The following is an 18,492-nucleotide window of genomic DNA, read 5'->3' as shown; positions in this document are numbered from 1 at the left end:
GACCTGTAACCGCGCGTGTAACAGCCTAAATCCCCGGCGACTTTCTTCGTTTACCTGTCAGCTCTGCGCGACTGCGCCCCGATCTTTCCTGGCTGGAACCTACGCATGAAACGCCCTCGACCTGCCCGACGCGCCCTGCTTGTGGTGGCGTGCCTGATCCCCATCGTTGCGTTTGTCGCCTGGCAAGCCCTTGCGCCGGGCCGCGACGCCCTGGCCACCGTGACGGTCACCCGGGGCGATATCGAAAACAGCGTCACGGCCCTGGGCACCCTGCAACCACGGCGGTATGTGGATGTCGGCGCCCAGGCTTCCGGGCAGATCCAGAAGATCCACGTCGAGGCCGGCGATCAGGTCAAGGAAGGCCAGTTGCTGGTGGAGATCGACCCGTCGACGCAAAAAGCCAAGCTCGACGCCAGCCGCTACGCCATCGAAAACCTGCAGGCGCAATTGCAGGAGCAGAACGCCCAGCACGCCTTGGCGCGCCAGAAATACCAGCGTCAGCAACGCCTGAGCGCCGGTAACGCCACCCGCGAAGAAGATGTGCAAACCGCCAGGGCCGAACTGGACGCCACCCAGGCGCGGGTCGACATGTTCCAGGCCCAGATTCGCCAGGCCCGGGCCAGCCTGCGCAGCGACGAAGCGGAACTCGGTTACACGCGCATCTACGCGCCGATGGCCGGTACCGTGGTGGCGGTGGATGCGCGCGTCGGGCAGACCCTCAACGCGCAACAACAAACGCCGCTGATCCTGCGCATCGCCAAATTGTCGCCGATGACGGTGTGGGCCGAAGTGTCCGAGGCGGATATCGGCCATGTCAAACCCGGCATGAGTGCGTATTTCACCACCTTGAGCGGCGGCAGCCGGCGCTGGACCAGCACCGTGCGGCAGATCCTGCCGATCCCGCCCAAGCCGTTGAACGAAACCCAGGGCAGCGGCAGCCCGAGCAACAGCAAGAGCGGCACCGGCCGCGTGGTGCTGTACACGGTGTTACTGGACGTCGACAACGCCGATAACGCGCTGATGGCGGAAATGACCACCCAGGTGTTTTTCGTCGCCAGCCAAGTCAAGGACGCCCTGACCGTACCGGTCGCCGCGCTGCAAGGCGCGCCCACGGCGGATACGCAACTCGCCCGGGTGGTGGCGAAAAACGGCAGCATCGAGCAGCGTTCGGTGCGCCTGGGCATCAGCGACCGCCTGCGCGTGCAGGTGCTGGAGGGCCTCGACGAAGGCGATCACCTGTTGATCGGCCCGGCCGACGGCAGCGGGGGCTGAGTTGACCACGCCAATGATCGAACTCAAGCACATCCGCAAATCCTACGGCGGCGGCGACAGCCCGCAGGTCGACGTGCTGCGCGGCATCGACCTGTCGATCCACGCCGGGGAATTCGTCGCCATCGTCGGCGCGTCGGGCTCCGGCAAGTCGACGTTGATGAACATCCTCGGTTGCCTCGACCGCCCGAGCGAAGGCGACTACCTGTTCGCCGGGGAAAACGTCGCCCAACTGGGCAGCGACGAACTGGCCTGGCTGCGCCGCGAAGCGTTCGGCTTCGTGTTCCAGGGCTACCACCTGATCCCGTCGGCATCGGCCCAGGAAAACGTCGAGATGCCGGCGATCTATGCCGGTATCAGTGCCGGCGAACGGCACGCCCGCGCCAATGCCCTGCTCACCCGCCTGGGCCTGGCCGAGCGCACCGGCAACCGTCCGCACCAGCTCTCCGGTGGCCAGCAGCAACGGGTGTCCATTGCACGTGCGCTGATGAACGGCGGGCATATCATCCTCGCCGACGAACCCACCGGCGCCCTCGACAGCCACAGCGGCGCCGAGGTGATGACCCTGCTCGACGAACTGGCGAGCCAGGGCCATGTGGTCATCCTGATTACCCATGACCGCGAAGTGGCGGCGCGAGCCAACCGCATCATCGAGATTCGCGACGGCCTGATCATCAGCGACTCGCCCGCCCCTCAGACCGAGGCGCCCGCCCCCGCGAACAGCGCGGCGCTGCAAGCCGTGGACCTGCGTCAGCGCCTGGCCGATGGCGCCGAACACAACGGTGCCTGGAAAGCCGAACTGCTCGACGCGCTGCAAGCGGCCTGGCGCGTGATGTGGATCAACCGGTTTCGCACCGCGCTGACCCTGCTCGGCATCATTATCGGGGTGGCCTCGGTGGTGGTCATGCTGGCCGTGGGTGAAGGCAGCAAGCGCCAGGTCATGGCGCAGATGGGTGCGTTCGGCTCGAACATTCTGTACGTCAGCGGTTCGTCGCCCAACCCGCGCACGCCCCTGGGCATCATCACCCCCGCCGACGTGGCCGCCCTGGCCACCCTGCCGCAGGTGAAACGGATCATGCCGGTCAACGGCGCCGAAGCCGGCGTGCGTTTCGGCAACATTGACTACATGGCCTATGTGGGCGGCAACGACACTAATTTCCCGACCATCTTCAACTGGCCGGTGGTCGAGGGCAGCTACTTCACCGAGGCCGACGAACGCAACGCCGCCACCGTCGCGGTGATCGGCGCACGGGTGCGCGACAAGCTGTTCAAAGGCCTGGTCAACCCCATCGGCCAGTACATCCTGATCGAAAACGTGCCCTTCCAGGTGGTCGGCGTGCTCCAGGAAAAAGGCTCCAGCTCGGGCAACAAGGACAGCGACGATCGCATTGCCATCCCCTACTCCGCCGCCAGCATCCGCCTGTTCGGCAGCTACAACCCGGAGTACGTGGTGATTGCCGCCGCCGACGCCACCCGGGTGAACGCCGCCGAGCAGGCCATCGATCAGTTGCTCAAACGACTGCACCACGGCAAGGACGACTACCACCTGACCAACAACGCCGCGATGATCCAGGCCGAGGCGCGCACGGCCAATACCCTGTCGCTGATGCTCGGTTCGATTGCGGCGATTTCCCTGCTGGTGGGCGGCATCGGCGTGATGAATATCATGTTGATGACGGTACGTGAACGGACCCGCGAAATCGGCATCCGCATGGCCACCGGCGCCCGCCAGCGCGACATCCTGCGCCAGTTTCTCACCGAGGCGGTGATGCTCTCGGTGGTCGGCGGGTTATTCGGTATCGCCCTGGCGCTGCTGGTGGGCGGCGTGCTGGTGCTGGCCGAAGTGGCCGTGCAGTTTTCCCTGGTGGCGATGCTCGGTGCCTTTGGCTGCGCGCTGGTCACCGGCGTCGTATTCGGCTTTATGCCGGCCCGTAAAGCTGCCCGGCTCGATCCGGTTAAGGCATTGACCAGTGAATAAACCCTCCCTTGCCACACCGCTTTCCCTGCTCGGACTGTGCCTGCTGCTCAGCGCCTGCGCCGGCAACCCCGGCGCCGTCGACAGCGGCATCTCGCCGCCCGCCGCCTGGCACTCTGCCAAACGCGCGGCCAGCCAAGCCACCAACCAGCGCTGGTGGACGCACTTTGGCAGCCCGTCGCTCAACCGCCTGATCGACCAGGCGCGGCGTGACAGTTTCGATGTGGCCGCCGCCATGGCCCGCGTGCGCCAGGCCCAGGCAACAGCGGTGATTGCCGGCGCACCGCTGCTGCCCGAGGTCAAGTTCAACCTCACCGCCACCCGCGAAAAGCTGCTGCGCGGCAGCGGCAATTCGGACCTCAACGCCACCGAAAACAATAAAACCGTCACCAGCTATGACGCTAACCTCACGGCCAGCTACGAACTCGACTTCTGGGGCGGTCGCGCCGCTGCGCGCGACGGCGCCCTGCATAGCCTGCAGGCCAGCCGGTTCGACCAGGCCAACGTGGAACTGACCCTGCTCAGCAACGTCGCCGATCGCTACGCGCAAACCCTGGCGGCGCGCCAACGCGTGCAGATCGCCGAGCTGAACCTGGCGAATGCGCGCGCAGTGCTGAAGCTGGTGCAAACCCGCTACGACGCCGGTTCCGCCACGGCCCTGGAACTGGCGCAACAGAAAAGCCTGGTGGCCGGCCAGCAACGGCAACTGCCGCTGGTCGAGCAACTGGCCGAAGAGGCGCGCATCACCCTGGCCGCATTGCTCGGCCAGCCCGTGCAGGCGCTGGAACTGGGCAGCGAGGTGTTCCCGGCACTGACCTGGCCAACCATCGGGCCCGGGGTGCCCAGCCAGTTATTGAGCCGGCGCCCCGACCTCGCCCGGGCCGAAGCACAGCTGGCGGCGGCGAGTGCCGACGTCAGCGTCGCCCGCGCGGCGATGCTGCCTGCGGTGACCCTGGGCGCGACCCTGGGTTCGGGCGCCTACAAGGCCGACGAGATCCTGCGCAGCCCGTTCTACACCCTGACCTCGGGCCTGGTGGCGCCGATCTTCAACAACGGTCGTTTAAGCGCCGAACGCGACAAGGCCCGCGCGCGCCAGGATGAGCTTCTGCAAATCTACCGTGGGGCGATCATCAACGGCTTTGCCGATGTGGAAAAAGCCCTCAGCAGCATCAGCCGCCTCGACCAGCAACGCCAATGGCAAGCCGAAGAACTGCAACAGGCCCGGACTGCGTTCCAGATCGCCGAAAGCCGCTACCAGGCGGGCGCCGAGGATTTGCTCACAGTGCTGGAGACCCAACGCACGTTGTACGCGGCCCAGGACTTGGACGTGCAACTGCGGCTGTCGCGCCTGCAGGCCAGCATCGCGTTGTACAAAGCCTTGGGCGGTGGCTGGAATAGCGGCACCTGATAAACGAAACTCCAGTTTCGTACACGATCCGTTTAATCGCCTTACATTATTAGACCCAAGGTCCTTGGTAAAAAAGCCGACTTCACACGGCTTCCCGGGACCTTCTAATGAAATCCAGCGTTGTTGGAAAATGCCTGGTCTGCCTCGGCGGCTGGCTGATCGCACACCTGGCCCTGGCCGAGCCGTTGATCGCGCCCACCGCCATTGATTGGTTACTCGACTGCCCGTTCCCGGTGTTCGAGCAGCTCGACCCCGACGTACTCGCCCGTACCCAATGTGGCCTGGTGACGGTGCCCCGCGACCATGCCGCCCCTGGCCGCGGCCGCCTGCGCTTGAGCGTGACACGCGTCGGCGCGCGCGACCCGCTCAACCGCGAGGGCGTGGTGTTTATCCAGTCCGGCGATCCGCGTACGGCCAGAAACACCACCTTTGCCCTGCATCTGGCCGGCCGCTGGGAGTCTTACGCCACCCCGGCGTATCGCATGCTCGTCGACCGCTACGACATGATCGAACTGAGCAGCCGCGACCTCAAAGGCAGCGACGCCCTCGAACAGGCGGCAGAGGATATGGAGTATGTGCGCGGGCAACTGGGCGAGTCCCGGCTCAACTACGTCGGCAATGCCGACGCGGCGCGCCTGGGCAACCGCTACGCCACGCTGTTTCCCGAACGCATCGCACGCATGGTGCTGGTCAACGCCGGGCGCGGCGAACCGAGCGCGTCCGGCGTCGACTCGCTGCTGCTCAAGGAACCCGCCCAGGCCACGGCCGACGGCTGCGTCAGCCGCTGGCTCGGGGAGTTTCTGGCCTACGGCAAACAGCCTCCGGCGAACACCCGGTGTCTCGACCGTGGCGGCTGGGAGTGAGCCGTACCGGATCTACCGAAGTTCGATCACTCTTGATTCACCCCACAACCCAATGTGGGAGGGGCGGTGCGACGATTCGACTTGCCCCCGATGACCATAAGTATCTACACAACTCAGCAGCGCCCAACCGTAACCACGATGCGCAGCGAGTCGCTCTTGATCTGGCTTTTGATCTTGATCTCAGGCGCCCCGTTAAACCACGCTGGCCGAACGCAGGCTTGAATCCGTGGGTAACCCGGCAGGACGCCGGGTTAGCCGCCCCGCGCCATGGATGGCGCGTGGCGGCGGCCCACGGATTCAAGCCTGCGTTCGGGCACACCGAGCCCAAGCGAGGTGCCGAGTGGTGGGGCAAGAGCGTTTTGCTTACTTTTGCGCTTTTCAAAAGTGAGCCGCCGTCAGGGCGGAACCCTAAGTGGCCGTGACCGCAGAAACGGATATGTACTCGATCTGATCCAACATCCTGGTCGGCCCAGAGGCCGCCATCGGGGGCAAGCCCCCTCCCACATTTGCACTGCGTTCCAATCATAGCTATCTACCGCTCCCCGCTTCGCCAGCAGGTATCAACTGTCCAGCGTACTCAACCTTCCGGCGGCCTGATAACCGCCAGGGGTTTCCCGACTGAACAGAGCGATCCCGATGGTCCCCCTTAAATACAAAGACTTGCTGATCAACTTCACTAACAACTTTACTCACCTCTGGAACAACCGGCGTCGCGAGGATGGGCATTTTGGCGACGCGCCCGCCGGTCTCTGGCGCCCTCGCATACCTCCGAAGCTGGCTGGCTACTACCCGATCGGCGACAGGCTTGAAGATAATTTCAACACCATCGACGGCGTCCAGGCGATGCCGGTGGTCGCCGATGCCAATGGCCCCACGGGTACCGCCTTGAAGCCACCCACGGATTTCGAACGGGTATGGGCCTTTGAGCAACCGGGGCACAACGTGTCGATCTGGCGCCCGGTGCCGCCTGAAGGCTATGTGGCAATGGGATTGGTAGTTGGCAACGGCCTGCTTGAGCCTTCCGTGAATGCGGTTCGGTGCCTGCGTGATGATCTGCCGGTCACGTCGCACATCGACGAACTGCTGTGGAGCGATCGAGGCACCGGCGCACCCGGGGATTTTTCCGCCTGGAGTGTCAAGCCGCCCACTGCGCCACCGGCTGAAGTGTATTTCAGCGCCGCCACTTTCATGGGCCAGCCGGGCTATGCTCGACCGTTGGCCAGTCCCCCCGTGCATGCCCTGCGCGCACATATGCTGATTGAATCGACGGCGCCCAGCGTCGCCCCCATTCTGCACAGCTACGCCAAGCCTTCAGCGTTCGAAAAAACCACCACGGCCTATGTCACCCAACTGCCCTGGTTCACGATCGAAGACCCCGACCTGACCCCAATGGAACAGTTGACCCAGACGCCCTACTACCAGTTGGAGCGCAAGGATTACTACGTGCTGCTCAACCACGCGCATAACAACACTTCGACCGTACAACGCTATAACTGGGCGAGTACCCGCATCGAAAATGGGTCAACCACCGAGAGCACCTCGCAGACCGTCGGCACAGAAAGCAGCGTCGAACTGCAATTCGCCAGTTTCTTCAAGGCCTCTGCAAAAATCAGCCTGAGCGTCACCCATGTCAGCACGCAAACCCGAGGCTGGGCCAAATCCGAAACCTACACCGTCTGGTGCACCCTGGGGCCTCACAAGGCCGTAGCGGTCTACCTGATCAACAGCGACTATCGCCTGCTCAGGGCGGATGGGCGCCAGGTGGGCCAGATGTATACCCGAAGCAATGAAAACAGCCTGTACTGGAGCGAATACCCTGCGACCCAGGGCAATACCGTCAGGGTCAGCCGCTCCATAGCAGGAGAAACGTCCGCCGAAATTATCCTGCCCTGAGTGAACGCGCCATTGCGCTCACCCTTTGCCGCCAGTCGTCCTACAATGGCGCCGACTTTCCTTTGATTTCGGAACCGACATGGACATCGAGCTGGCACGCACCTTCCTCGAAATCACCCGCTGCGGCAGCCTCGCCGCAGCGGCGGAGAAACTGCACGTCACCCAGACCGCCATCACCGCACGGGTGAAAAACCTGGAAAACCAGTTGGGCAGTACGCTGTTCGTGCGCAACCGCGCCGGTGCCCGTCTGACCGCCGACGGCGAGGCCTTCGTGGTGTACGCCAACCAGTTGCTGCAAACCTGGGAAGCGGCGCGCCGCGACCTGCCGTTGCCCGATGGCTATCGTAATGTGCTGCATATCGGCGGTGAGGTCAGCCTGTGCAACCCGCTGATGCTCGGCTGGGCCAAGGCGCTGCGCGAGCATATCCCCGGGCATGCCCTGCGCACCGAAATTCGCGAGGGCGAATACCTGTTGCGCCAGTTGGAGTTGGGCGTGCTCGACGCCGCGCTGGTGTTCCAGCCGCAGTACTGGCCGGGTTTGCAGGTAGAGCAGGTGCTGGAAGAAAAACTGATCCTGGTGCAACTGACGAGCCAGCCCGAGCCGTACGTGTATATCGACTGGGGCCAGGGTTTTCGCCAGCAGCACGACGCCGCCCTGCCCGACCACGCGCGCGCGGCCGTGAGTTTCAACCTCGGGCCGCTGGCGTTGCAGTACATCCTGGAGAACGGCGGCGCCGGGTATTTCCGCACGCGCGTGGTGCAAAGCTACCTGGACAGCGGCGTGATGCAGCGGGTGGCCAAGGCGCCGGAATTCAGTTTCCCGACGTACCTGGTGTATTCGCGGGCGCGGGATTCGGCGGTGCTGCAGCAGGCGTTGACCTTGTTGCGCGAAGTGGTCAAGGCCGAAGGTGACTGGTCGCAGCGCTGGGACCCGCTGATTTGAATCACTCTGGGCCGGCGCGCATGCTAGCCTGCGGGTGTGTCCTCTTGCAGCCTTACCGATGAACAAGAAAAAGTCCGTCACCATCAGCGACATCGCCAAACGGGTGGGCATGACCACCATCACCGTGTCCCGGGCGTTGAGCAAACCTGACCTGGTCAAACCCGCCACCCTGGCGCGCATTCTGGAAGTGGCGCGCGAACTCGACTACGTGCCCAATGCCTTCGCGCGCGGGCTCAAGCGCAGTGAAAGCCTGATCATCGGCGTGATCACCGCATCGGTGGACAACCCGTTCTACAGCGAGATGATCAAGGCGATCTCCCGCGAAGCGAAAAAGCACGGCTACACCATCATGCTGGTGGACACCGATGAGCTCGAAGAACTGGAAAGCAAGGCCGTCGATACCCTGCTGGGTTATCGCGTGGCGGGGATCATCCTGTCGCCGGTCTCCGATGAGCCAAGCTACCAGCCCGACTATCTCGAGCGGCTGGGCAACGGCAAGACCCCGGTGGTGCTGCTTGACCGCACACTCCACGACAGCCCGTTCAGCCGCGTGGTGCTCGACAACTACCACAGCGGCATCCAGGCCGCGCATTACCTGTTGCGCCAGACCCCGGACCTCAAGCGCCTGCTGGTGCTGACCGGCCCCGAACACTCGCGCATCACCGTCGAACGCCTCAAGGGCCTGCGCGAAGTGCTGGCCGAGCATCCCCAGGTGCAGGTCGAGGTGCAGGCCGGGGACTACACGCTGATGCCGTCCTACCTGCACACCCTCGACTACCTCGCCGCGCACTCGGCGCCGGACGCGATCATGGGCTTCAACCAATTGATCACCCTCGGCGCCCTGCGCGCGTTGCGCATGCACAACATCGCCCACGACAGCCTGACCATCTGCGGCATCGACCGCCTGCCCTTCGCCGATATTTTCGGCGTGCCCATCGCCTGCGTGGCCCACGATGCGTCGCTGGCCGGCAGCAGCGCGGTGCGCCTGTTGCTCGATCGCCTGCAAGACCCGCACAAGCCAAGGGACAAGGTGGTCATCGCCGGGCAGTTGGAGAACGGCTAACGGCTGGTATAGCCGCCATCAATCGGCAAGCTCACGCCGCTGATCATGCTGGCCGCATCGCTGAGCAGGAACAGCACCGGCAACGCGACGTCCACGGTGTGCGCAAAACGGCCCAGGGGAATGGCGGCCAGTGCCGGGTCGCGCTTGACCGGATCGGACCAGGCCATGGTCGCCATCGGCGTGAGGGTGACAGTGGGGTTGACGCTGTTGACGCGAATGCCGAAGCGACCCCATTCGGCGCATTGCACGCGGGTGATCGCATCGAGGGCGGCCTTGGAGGCGCAGTAGCTCAGGTGATCATCCAGCGCCACCAGCGAGGCCTGGCTTGAGACGTTGACGATGCTGCCGGCGATGTTCTCTTCGATCATTTTTGCCGCCACACGGCTGGCCACGTGCGCCGCGGCGCGGGCGTTGACCTGCATCACCTGGTCGAAGGCTTCGGCGCTGATGGCGGCGGCGGGCTCCAGGCGTGAAATGCCGGCGCAGTTGACCAGGCCGTGCAGCGCCGGCAGCTCACTCAAGGCGTGGTCGAGTGCGGCGCTGTCGGCGATATCCACGCTCAGGCTGTGGCAGCCCAGTTCGGCCAGGGCCTGGGCGTCGCGGCCCAGGGCGAAGACCTCGGCGCCACTGGCGATCAGCTGCCGGGCGATTTCGCGGCCGATGCCGCTGCTGGCGCCGGTGACGAGGATGCGCTGGTGAGTGAAGTCGAAAGTAGCCTGCATGAATATAATTCCCGAAACAATGGTGATCCCTGTGGGAGGGGGCTTGCCACCTCCCACATGTTTGACCCTGTCGGGTCAGTTGGCCTGCAGGTTATGCATGATCGGTTTCAGCGCGGGATACAGCTTCAGGTACTCGGCAAACGCCTGGTCGTAGACCGCGACATTCTCCCGCTTGGGCTGCGCCCGCAATGCCAACTGCACCCAGCCCTTGTCCATCGCCTCATCACTGACCAACCCCACCGTGTGCGCTGCCAGCAACGCCGCCCCCAGCGCCGCTTCGACTTCCTGGACGATGGTGTACACCGGGTAGCGCGTCACGTCCGCGATGATCTGCATCCACACATCCGAATGGCTCGCACCGCCCACCACGATCAAGCGCGGGTCAAGGGAATGTGCGCCCCGGGTGCCGGCTTCGATATTGTGGCGCAGGGCAAAACTCACCCCTTCGAGCACGGCGCGGTACAGGTGGATGCGCGTGTGATACAGGTTCAGCCCGACAAAACTGCCGCTGGCGCGGTCGTCCCACACCGGGCTGCGCTCGCCCATCAGGTACGGCAGGAACAACAGACCCTCGCTGCCCGCCGGGATATTCATCGCGCTGCGCTCGAGCAACACCAGGCTGTCCTCGCCGCTCGCCCGGGCCTGTTGCTCCTCGGCCTGGCAGAACTGCTCGCGGAACCAGCTGACCGATGCCCCTGCGGTGATCGCACCACCAAAGATGTACAGGTCGCGATGACCGTTATAGACGTGAGGCATGCTCACCAACCCGTGCTGCGCGTCCACCCGCTGGTTGAGGTAGCCCCAACACATGCTGGTGCCGATCATCGCCACATGGTTGCCCGGTTGGGTGACGCCCGCCGCCAGGGTCGCCATGGCCGCATCCACGCCACCGGCGAGCACCGGCGTGCCCGCCTGCAGGCCCAGGCGCGCGGCCCAGTCCTGAAGCAAACCGCCCACCACCTCGCCGGAATACAGCAACCGCTCCGGCATCATCGCCGGCGGGATGCCCAGTGCATCGAGCATCTCGCCCGACCAGCCGCGCGCAACCACATCGTAGACACCGCCGATATTGCCGGCGCTGCTGTGGTCCACCGCCAGCTCGCCGGTCAGGCACCAGTTGATATAGCTGTTGGGCGGCAACAGGTAGCGCGTGTTGGCCCATACGTCAGGCTGGTGCTGCTTGAGCCAGAGCATCTTGGTGAAACCGTAGTAGCTGTCCAGCGAGTTGCCGGTGACCGCATACATGCGGTCCAGGTCGACATTCCCGCGCACCCACGCCACTTGCTCACCGGCACGACGGTCCATCCAGATCAGGCACGGGTGCAACGGTGTGATCTGCGCATCCACCGCGATGCCCGAGCCGCCGTACAGGCTGCTGATGCACAACGCCTTGACCTGTTGCGCCGCAACACCGGCCTTGAGCATGCACTGCGCCACGCAAGTCTCGACCGCGTCCAGCCAGACCTGCGGCCATTGCTCGGCCCAGCGCACTTTCGGCGTATCCACGCGATAGCCCTGGCTGTGCTGGGCGATGATCGTGCCGTGGGCATCCACCAGCAGCGCCTTGGTGCTCTGGGTCCCTATGTCTACACCCATCACGTAGTTCATCGTCAGAGCACCGGCTTCAACAGCACCTTGATCGACTTGGTCGAGTTGGCCAGCTCGAAGGCCTCGGCGAAGTCATCCAGCGGGAAGTCATGGGTGACGATGCCTTTTGACGTGACCAGGCCGCGTTCGAACAGGTCGATGGCAATTGGGTAGCAATACGGACCCAGGTGGGCGCCGCGTACGTCCAGCTCCTTGCGGTCGCCGATGATCGACCAGTCCACGCTGGTCTCGGCGCCGAACACGCTGAATTCGACGAAGCGCCCGAGCTTGCGGATCAGGTCCAGGCCCTGGGTGACGCCGGCCGGTACGCCGGTGGTCTCGATGTACACGTCGCAGCCATAATTATCGGTAAGGCCGTTGATGATTGCGCGAGCGTTGTCCCGCGACGGGTTGATCACCACGTCGGCGCCGAACTTTTTCGCCAGCTCCAGACGCTCGTCGACCATGTCGATCACCACCAGTTTCTTCGGCGTCTTCAGCGCCGCCACCTGCACCATGCACAGGCCCAGGGTGCCGGCGCCGGCAATCACCACCACGTCGTCGAGCTGGATATCGCCACGGTTGACCGTATGGATCGAGCAGGCCATGGGCTCCACCAGCGCCGAGTCTTCCAGGGACACCGACTCGGGAATCTTGTGCACGATGGCCGTCTTGGGAATGCGCATGTATTGAGCCATACCGCCCTCGGCGACCTCACGCTGAAAGCCGAAGATGTTGTGCACTTCGCACATCCAGTATTTGCCCGACTTGCAGAATCGGCACTTGCTGCAAGGCACGATCTGCTCGGCGATCACCTTGTCGCCCACCGTCACTTCGAAGTGCTCCTCGGCGCCCTCGCCCGCCTCCACCACATAGCCGAAAAACTCGTGGCCCGGCACCACAGGCGCCTTGACCCAGGGATTGTCGCCGCCCCAGAACATCGCCGCGCCGGAATGGCACTTGCAATCGCTGGCGCAGATGCCGCAGGCGGCAATGCGGATCACCAATTCATTGGGCCGCGCCCGGGGTTTGCCGATGCGTTCCAGGCGGTAGTCTTTGGGGCCGTGGCAGACGACGGCTTGCATATCAGTGTGCTTGTCCATGGTGTTCGTTCCTGTGTGGATAGAGGGTTAGCGATGGCGCTGACGGCTGATAAAGATCGCCAGCAAAATGATTGCGCCCTTGATCACGCTCTGCACGTAAGGCGATACGCCGAGCATGTTCAAGCCGTTGTTCAAGACGCCGAGCAACATGGCGCCGAGCAAGGTGCCGATGATCACGCCGCGCCCGCCGGCAATCGACGCACCGCCCAGTACCACGGCGGCAATCGCATCCAGTTCGAACGACACACCGGCATTCGGCTGGCCGCTCATCAGGCGTGAGGTCAGCACCAGCCCGGCAATCGCTGCGGTGAGGCCACTGATGCCGTACACCAGCAATTTGAAGCGCGCCGCCCGTACCCCGGACAAGCGCACCGCCTCCTCATTGCCGCCGATGGCGTAGATGTAGCGACCGATGCGCGTGTGCTGCAGCAGCACATAGGCCGCCAGGTAAGTGAGCAGCATGATCAGAATCGGCACCTGAATGCCCAATACGCTGGCGCGGCCGAACACCGCGAACCACTCCGGCAACCCGGAAATCGGATAGCCGTCGGTGTACATCAGCCCCAGGCCCCGGGCGATGCCCATGGTCGCCAGGGTCACGATGATCGGCGGCATATGCAGGTAGGCCACGAACAGGCCGTTGCCGATGCCGAACGCCACACCCACCAGCATCCCCGCACCGATTGCCAGGCCCGGCGGCAGCCCCGCGACCATCAAGCCGGCCGTGAGCGTGCCGGACAGCGCCATCACCGGCCCCACCGACAGATCGATGCCGCCGGTAAGAATCACGCAGGTCATGCCCACCGCGATGATCGCGTTGATCGACACCTGGCGCGCAATGTTCGACAGGTTGCCGGCGGTGAGGAAGGTGTCGCTGGCGAGAATCATCACCAGGGTCACCACCACCAGCCCGACAAAGGGATAAAACGCCGGCGAGCGCAGCAACCGCGCCAGGTTCAGGCGCAACCGGCCGGTGCCTGCCGTATTAATGGACGTATTCACTTGAGCCCCCTGTTGCATGGCGCATGACCTCTTGAGGATTGACGGCGGACGCTTCCAACACCTTGACGATCGCGCCCTTGTGGAACACCGCGACGCGGTCGCACATGCCGATGACTTCCGGCAGTTCGGAGGAAATCATGATGATCGCGTAGCCCTGTTCGGTGAGGCTGCGCATCAGCGCGTAGATCTGCGCCTTGGCGCCGACATCGATGCCCCGGGTGGGTTCGTCGAACACCAGCACGTCGCAGTGGTGGTTAATCCAGCGGGCAATCACCACCTTTTGCTGGTTGCCGCCGCTGAGGTTGAACACGCGGCTTTCCGCGCTGGGCGCCTTGATCGACAGTTGGCGCATCAGCGCTTCGACGCTGGCGCATTCCCTGGCCTTGTCGATCAGGCCCGCGGCGTTCTGGTATTTGGGCAGGTTGTTCAACGAGATATTTTCGCGAATGCTGAAGTCGGTGATCAGCCCTTCGCTCTTGCGGCTCTCCGGGAGCAGGCCGATGCCATGGGCCAGCGCCTGGGCCGGGTCGTCGAGGCTGACCTTTTCGCCGCGCAGCCACACGTCTTTGCTCACCGAGGGCAGCGCGCCCATCATGCCCAGGGCCAGTTCGGTGCGACCGGAACCGACCAGGCCGGCAAAGCCGAGGATTTCACCGCTGTGCAAATCAAAGCGGTTATGCGGGCCGTTGCGCACCAGTTGGATGTCCTTGACCTCCAGCAGCAAAGGCCCGCGTGCGGTGCTGGGCTTGGGCGGGAAACTGCATTCCAGGCGGCGGCCGACCATCATCTCGACCAGACGGTCGATATCGCTGTCGGCCACGGCGGTGACGCCTGCATTGCCGCCATCGCGCAACACACTGATGCGGTCGCACACCTGGAAAATCTCCTCCAGATGGTGCGAGATGAAAATCACTGCCACGCCCTGGCGCTTGAGTTCGCGCATGATCTCGAACAGCAGTTCGGCCTCGCTGGGCGTCAGCGTTGCGGTGGGTTCATCGAGCACCAGCAAACGCGCATCCAGGGCCAGGGCCTTGGCGATCTCGACGAACTGCTGCTCGGCCACGCTCAGGTGCCTGACGGCGCATTCCAGGTTGATCGACACGCCCAGGCGCTTGAACAACGCCTCGCAGGCCTCGAGCATTTCGCGTTTACGCAACAGGCCGAAGCGGTTGCTCAGCTCATGGCCGAGGAAGATATTTTCCACCGCCGTGAGGTAGGGAATCAGGCTGAATTCCTGGAACACAATGCCGATGCCGGCGGCAATCGCATCACGGTAGGTCGCAAATTGCCGGGGCTGGCCGTCGATCAGGATCTGCCCTTCGTCCTGATGCTCGACGCCGCCGAGGATCTTCATCAGGGTGGATTTGCCCGCGCCGTTCTCCCCGAGCAACGCGTGGATTTCGCCGCGCTCCACTTGCAGGTTGATGGACTGGAGGGCCTGCACCCCCGGGTAACGCTTACAGATATTTTCCAGCTTCAGAAGACTGCTCATACCGAAGGCCTCGCACTCAGAAGGAAGACCTGCGCCCCACGGCCGACGTGGGGCGCAGGGGTTTACCAGCTGAAGTTTCCGGCCTTGGCCTGGTCGATCAGGGTGATGTCCACCGGGATCGTGGCGGGCACTTGCGAGCCCCACTTCCTGGCCAGGGCAATACCCAGGGCCAGGCGGATCTGGTCACGGGGGTATTGGGCCGAGGTAGCGATGAACTTGCTGCCGGGTTTCTGGATCGCCTTGATCGCTTCCGGCGCACCGTCGACGCTCACCAGCTTCACATCCATGCCGCTGGCTTCGATGGCCGACAGCGCGCCGAGGGAGCCGTTGTCGTTTACGCTGAAAATGCCCTTGAGGGTGGGCTGGGCCTGCAACATGTTTTCGGTGACGGTCAGCGCCTGGTCACGTTCCTGCTTGCCGTTCTGGATGCTGACAATCTTGATGTCCGGGTGCTTGGCCACCGCCTCCTTGCAACCGCGCACACGCTCAAGGATCGGCACCACGGCGATGCCGTCGAGGATGGCGATATTGCCTTTGTCGCCGATGTGCTTGGCCAGGTACTCACAGGCCTGGAAACCGGCATCGAAGTTTTTCGAGCCGACGAAAGAATCCAGCGGGCCCTCCGCCTGGGCGTCCACCGCCACTACGACCACACCGGCAGCATGGGCGGACTTGACCGCCGATTGCACACCGACCGAGTCGGTCGGGTTGATCAGCAGGATATCGATGCCTTTTTGCAGCATGTCTTCGACGTCACTGACCTGCTTGGACACGTCATGCCGGGCGTCGGTAATGATCAGTGTCGCCCCGATGCTCGCGCCGGCTTCTTCCAGGGCGTTCTTCATGGTGACGAAATAGGGGTTGTTGATCTCCTGGAAGGAGGCGCCGATGCGGATCGGCTTGGCGGCTTCGGCAAACACAGGGGAAACGCTGCCCAGAGTGATGCTGGCAGCCAATAAACACAGGGTTTTCGGGAGCATTTTCATGGCGTGGGTCTCTGTTTTGTTTTTATTTTTAGAGCAAATGTTATCGTTAACATTTTGCCAGAAGCTAACAAGGAAATTAGGTCCGCGCAAGGGGCCATTGGTCAGACTCGATCCAAATGTGGGAGGGGCGGTGCGACGATTCGACTTGCCCCCGATGGCGATATATCAGTTAGCAATGCATTTACTGACACTGCCTCATCGGGGCATAGGCATCTACGCAACTCAGCAGCGCCCAACCGTACCCACGATGCGAAGCGAGTCGCTCTTGATCTTGCTCTGCTTTTGATCTTGATCTCAGGCGCCCCGTTAAACCACGCTGGCCGAACGCAGGCTTGAATCCGTGGGTAACCCGGCAGGACGCCGGGTTAGCCGCCCCGCGCCATGGATGGCGCGTGGCGGCGGCCCACGGATTCAAGCCTGCGTTCGGGCACACCGAGCCTAGGCGAGGTGCCGAGTGGTGGGGCAAGAGCGTTTTGCTTACTTTTGCGCTTTTCAAAAGTGAGCCGCTGTAAAAGCGGAACCATTAGCAGCCGTTACCGCAGAAACGGATATGTACTCGGTCCAATCCAACATCCCGGTCGGCCCAGAGGCCGCCATCGGGGGCAAGTCGAATCGTTGCACCGCCCCTCCCACATTCGAATTGTTACAGCCTGCAAAAATGTGCGGCACACGGCGCAAAAAAGGGGCAGCCCCTGGAGGCTGCCCCTTCTGTTTCACATCACTGAATCAATGGATGATGTCCTGAGTGCAGATATGCCCCAGGCTGACGTATTGCGCGTTGTTACCGCCGACGCCCACGCCGGGGAATTCGGCCAGCTCGATGCGCCAGCCACCCTGGTTGTAGGTGGTTCTCCAGGTGTACGGTACGCCGGTGCTGCTGTCGTTGATCACCGTGGTGTAATCACCGAAGCAGGTACCGATATTGGCCGTGGCCTGGGACACACCCGCGCTGTTGGTGGTCGCCTTGTAGTCGACCCAGCGGTAGTTAAAGTCGACGAAGTGGTTATCCACGCGCAACACCGGGGTGACGCCCAGCAGCGGCGCGCCGGTGGAGTCCGACCACTGGGTCGACCAATTCAGCAGCCGTGCGGTCTGGGTGGCCAGCGGCATCTCGCTCACCGGCACCCGTACGATGTTGTCACCCTTGACACTGCTGGTGTTCAGGCGCGGCGTGGAGCCCAGGCTCAACTGGTAATACTTGCTCGGGTCCTGCGCCACCGCCGGATTGGCCCGCACACGCACCTTCACGGTGGTGCCCGGCGTTACGCTCGGATAGGTCGAGGTGGAGCCGGCCGGCACGGTAATCCAATTGGCGCCATCGAAGCGGTCGAAGATCCACTGGTTACGGCTGCCGTCCTCGTCGCCCGCCAGGTACATGCTCACGCTTTGCCCACGTACCGCCTTGAAGTCGAAGTAATCGACATCGCCGGCATTGTCGAGGTTGCCGCTGACCTTGTTCATCGAGTCGGGCAATACGAACGCGGTTTGCGCGCTGTCGTTGGGCTCGAACGCGTCGATGTTGCTGTCCACCGCCACGCCGAAACTGAACTGCGCGTTATCGGCGACCTTGGCCACCATGTACCAGTAGTAGTCACCTGCCGACAGTACACCGTTGAGGTATTCATCGGCATTGCCTGCGGCGTCCGAAGAACCCACCACACTCAGATTGCCCTGGCCGTCATCCTGGAACAGGGTCAGCGACATATCCGCGCCTGCACTCTGATTGACCAGTTGCACCAGCACCCGCGCGTTCTGCGCCAGATTGAAGTGGTAGGCAAACTCGTTACCGGCCTGCACGCCATCGACGGTGTAAAGCGTGTTGATATCCAGGGTGGGGAACAGCGGATCAAACGCTGCAACCGCCGCGCTTTTCAGTTGGCTTTGCGCCGGTTTCTTCAGCTCACCGACCACGCTGTCGAACGGCGCGGACTTGAGGGCTTTGGTCACCGTTTTAGACTGGCCGGACTTGGCCACTGAGAGTTTTTGCTTGAGCTCAGGCGACACCTTCGACGCGTCCAGCTTGCCGCCGGACTTGAGCGCCGTGTTCACGGCCTGCTTGACCGCTTCGGCACTGAGTTTCGAAGGCGCTTGATCAGCGAGGGCGCAGGCCGAGACGAAGCAGGAGGCCATCATGGCCGCGCCCAGCATAAGGGCTTTTTTCGATTTCATTTTTTATCCATCCATAG

14 protein-coding genes are annotated in these 18,492 nt (G+C 63.4%); 7 read left to right on the top strand and 7 right to left on the bottom strand.

Annotation, left to right across the window (positions count from 1 at the left end; translation table 11 throughout):
* Positions 1-105: 105 nt before the first annotated feature.
* From J1G34_RS09800 to J1G34_RS09770, 7 genes are all read left to right on the top strand, one after another.
* Positions 106-1,272 carry an efflux RND transporter periplasmic adaptor subunit gene (locus J1G34_RS09800; protein WP_130139135.1) on the top strand — a complete coding sequence of 389 codons (1,167 nt, stop codon included), beginning with the start codon at positions 106-108 and terminating at the stop codon, positions 1,270-1,272.
* A 13-nt stretch (positions 1,273-1,285) separates the two neighbouring features.
* A complete protein-coding gene (locus J1G34_RS09795) occupies positions 1,286-3,247 on the top strand; it encodes a MacB family efflux pump subunit (protein WP_222993925.1) in 1,962 nt (653 codons plus the stop codon).
* On the top strand, positions 3,240-4,652 hold the full coding sequence (locus J1G34_RS09790; RefSeq protein ID WP_222993907.1) for an efflux transporter outer membrane subunit: 1,413 nt from the start codon (positions 3,240-3,242) through the stop codon (positions 4,650-4,652). Before J1G34_RS09795 ends, J1G34_RS09790 begins: the two co-directional genes overlap by 8 nt.
* Before the next feature lie 107 nt (positions 4,653-4,759).
* Positions 4,760-5,515 carry a proteinase gene (locus J1G34_RS09785; RefSeq protein ID WP_065896075.1) on the top strand — a complete coding sequence of 252 codons (756 nt, stop codon included), beginning with the start codon at positions 4,760-4,762 and terminating at the stop codon, positions 5,513-5,515.
* A gap of 636 nt (positions 5,516-6,151) precedes the next feature.
* Complete coding sequence (locus tag J1G34_RS09780) at positions 6,152-7,408, top strand: Vps62-related protein (RefSeq protein WP_222993905.1); 1,257 nt, start codon at positions 6,152-6,154, stop codon at positions 7,406-7,408.
* Between the two features lie 79 nt (positions 7,409-7,487).
* The gene (locus tag J1G34_RS09775) at positions 7,488-8,351 is read left to right on the top strand and encodes a LysR family transcriptional regulator (RefSeq protein ID WP_065892578.1); all 864 of its coding nucleotides are present in this window, start codon (positions 7,488-7,490) and stop codon (positions 8,349-8,351) included.
* A gap of 58 nt (positions 8,352-8,409) precedes the next feature.
* On the top strand, positions 8,410-9,414 hold the full coding sequence (locus J1G34_RS09770) for a LacI family DNA-binding transcriptional regulator (RefSeq protein WP_065892579.1): 1,005 nt from the start codon (positions 8,410-8,412) through the stop codon (positions 9,412-9,414).
* Here J1G34_RS09770 and J1G34_RS09765 read toward each other — a convergent pair.
* From J1G34_RS09765 to J1G34_RS09735, 7 genes are all read right to left on the bottom strand, one after another.
* A complete protein-coding gene (locus J1G34_RS09765; protein WP_065892580.1) occupies positions 9,411-10,136 on the bottom strand; it encodes an SDR family oxidoreductase in 726 nt (241 codons plus the stop codon). The two genes, J1G34_RS09770 and J1G34_RS09765, sit on opposite strands and share 4 nt — an antisense overlap.
* Before the next feature lie 75 nt (positions 10,137-10,211).
* Positions 10,212-11,744, bottom strand: a complete 1,533-nt coding sequence (locus J1G34_RS09760) for an FGGY-family carbohydrate kinase (protein ID WP_130138926.1) — start codon at positions 11,742-11,744, stop codon at positions 10,212-10,214.
* A 2-nt stretch (positions 11,745-11,746) separates the two neighbouring features.
* A complete protein-coding gene (locus tag J1G34_RS09755; protein ID WP_104503531.1) occupies positions 11,747-12,826 on the bottom strand; it encodes an alcohol dehydrogenase catalytic domain-containing protein in 1,080 nt (359 codons plus the stop codon).
* A 27-nt stretch (positions 12,827-12,853) separates the two neighbouring features.
* Entirely contained in the window at positions 12,854-13,846 is a 993-nt protein-coding gene (locus J1G34_RS09750) for an ABC transporter permease (RefSeq protein WP_122463011.1), read from the bottom strand.
* The gene (locus tag J1G34_RS09745; RefSeq protein ID WP_065895854.1) at positions 13,812-15,320 is read right to left on the bottom strand and encodes a sugar ABC transporter ATP-binding protein; all 1,509 of its coding nucleotides are present in this window, start codon (positions 15,318-15,320) and stop codon (positions 13,812-13,814) included. Before J1G34_RS09745 ends, J1G34_RS09750 begins: the two co-directional genes overlap by 35 nt.
* 62 nt (positions 15,321-15,382) lie before the next feature.
* On the bottom strand, positions 15,383-16,306 hold the full coding sequence (locus J1G34_RS09740) for a substrate-binding domain-containing protein (RefSeq protein ID WP_122682890.1): 924 nt from the start codon (positions 16,304-16,306) through the stop codon (positions 15,383-15,385).
* A 726-nt stretch (positions 16,307-17,032) separates the two neighbouring features.
* Entirely contained in the window at positions 17,033-18,475 is a 1,443-nt protein-coding gene (locus tag J1G34_RS09735; RefSeq protein ID WP_222993903.1) for a hypothetical protein, read from the bottom strand.
* Positions 18,476-18,492 lie beyond the last annotated feature (17 nt).

Source organism: Pseudomonas sp. Wu6, assembly GCF_019891515.1.
GTDB classification, from domain to species: Bacteria; Pseudomonadota; Gammaproteobacteria; order Pseudomonadales; family Pseudomonadaceae; genus Aquipseudomonas; species Aquipseudomonas orientalis_A.
This window is presented reverse-complemented; position numbering and strand designations above follow the sequence as displayed.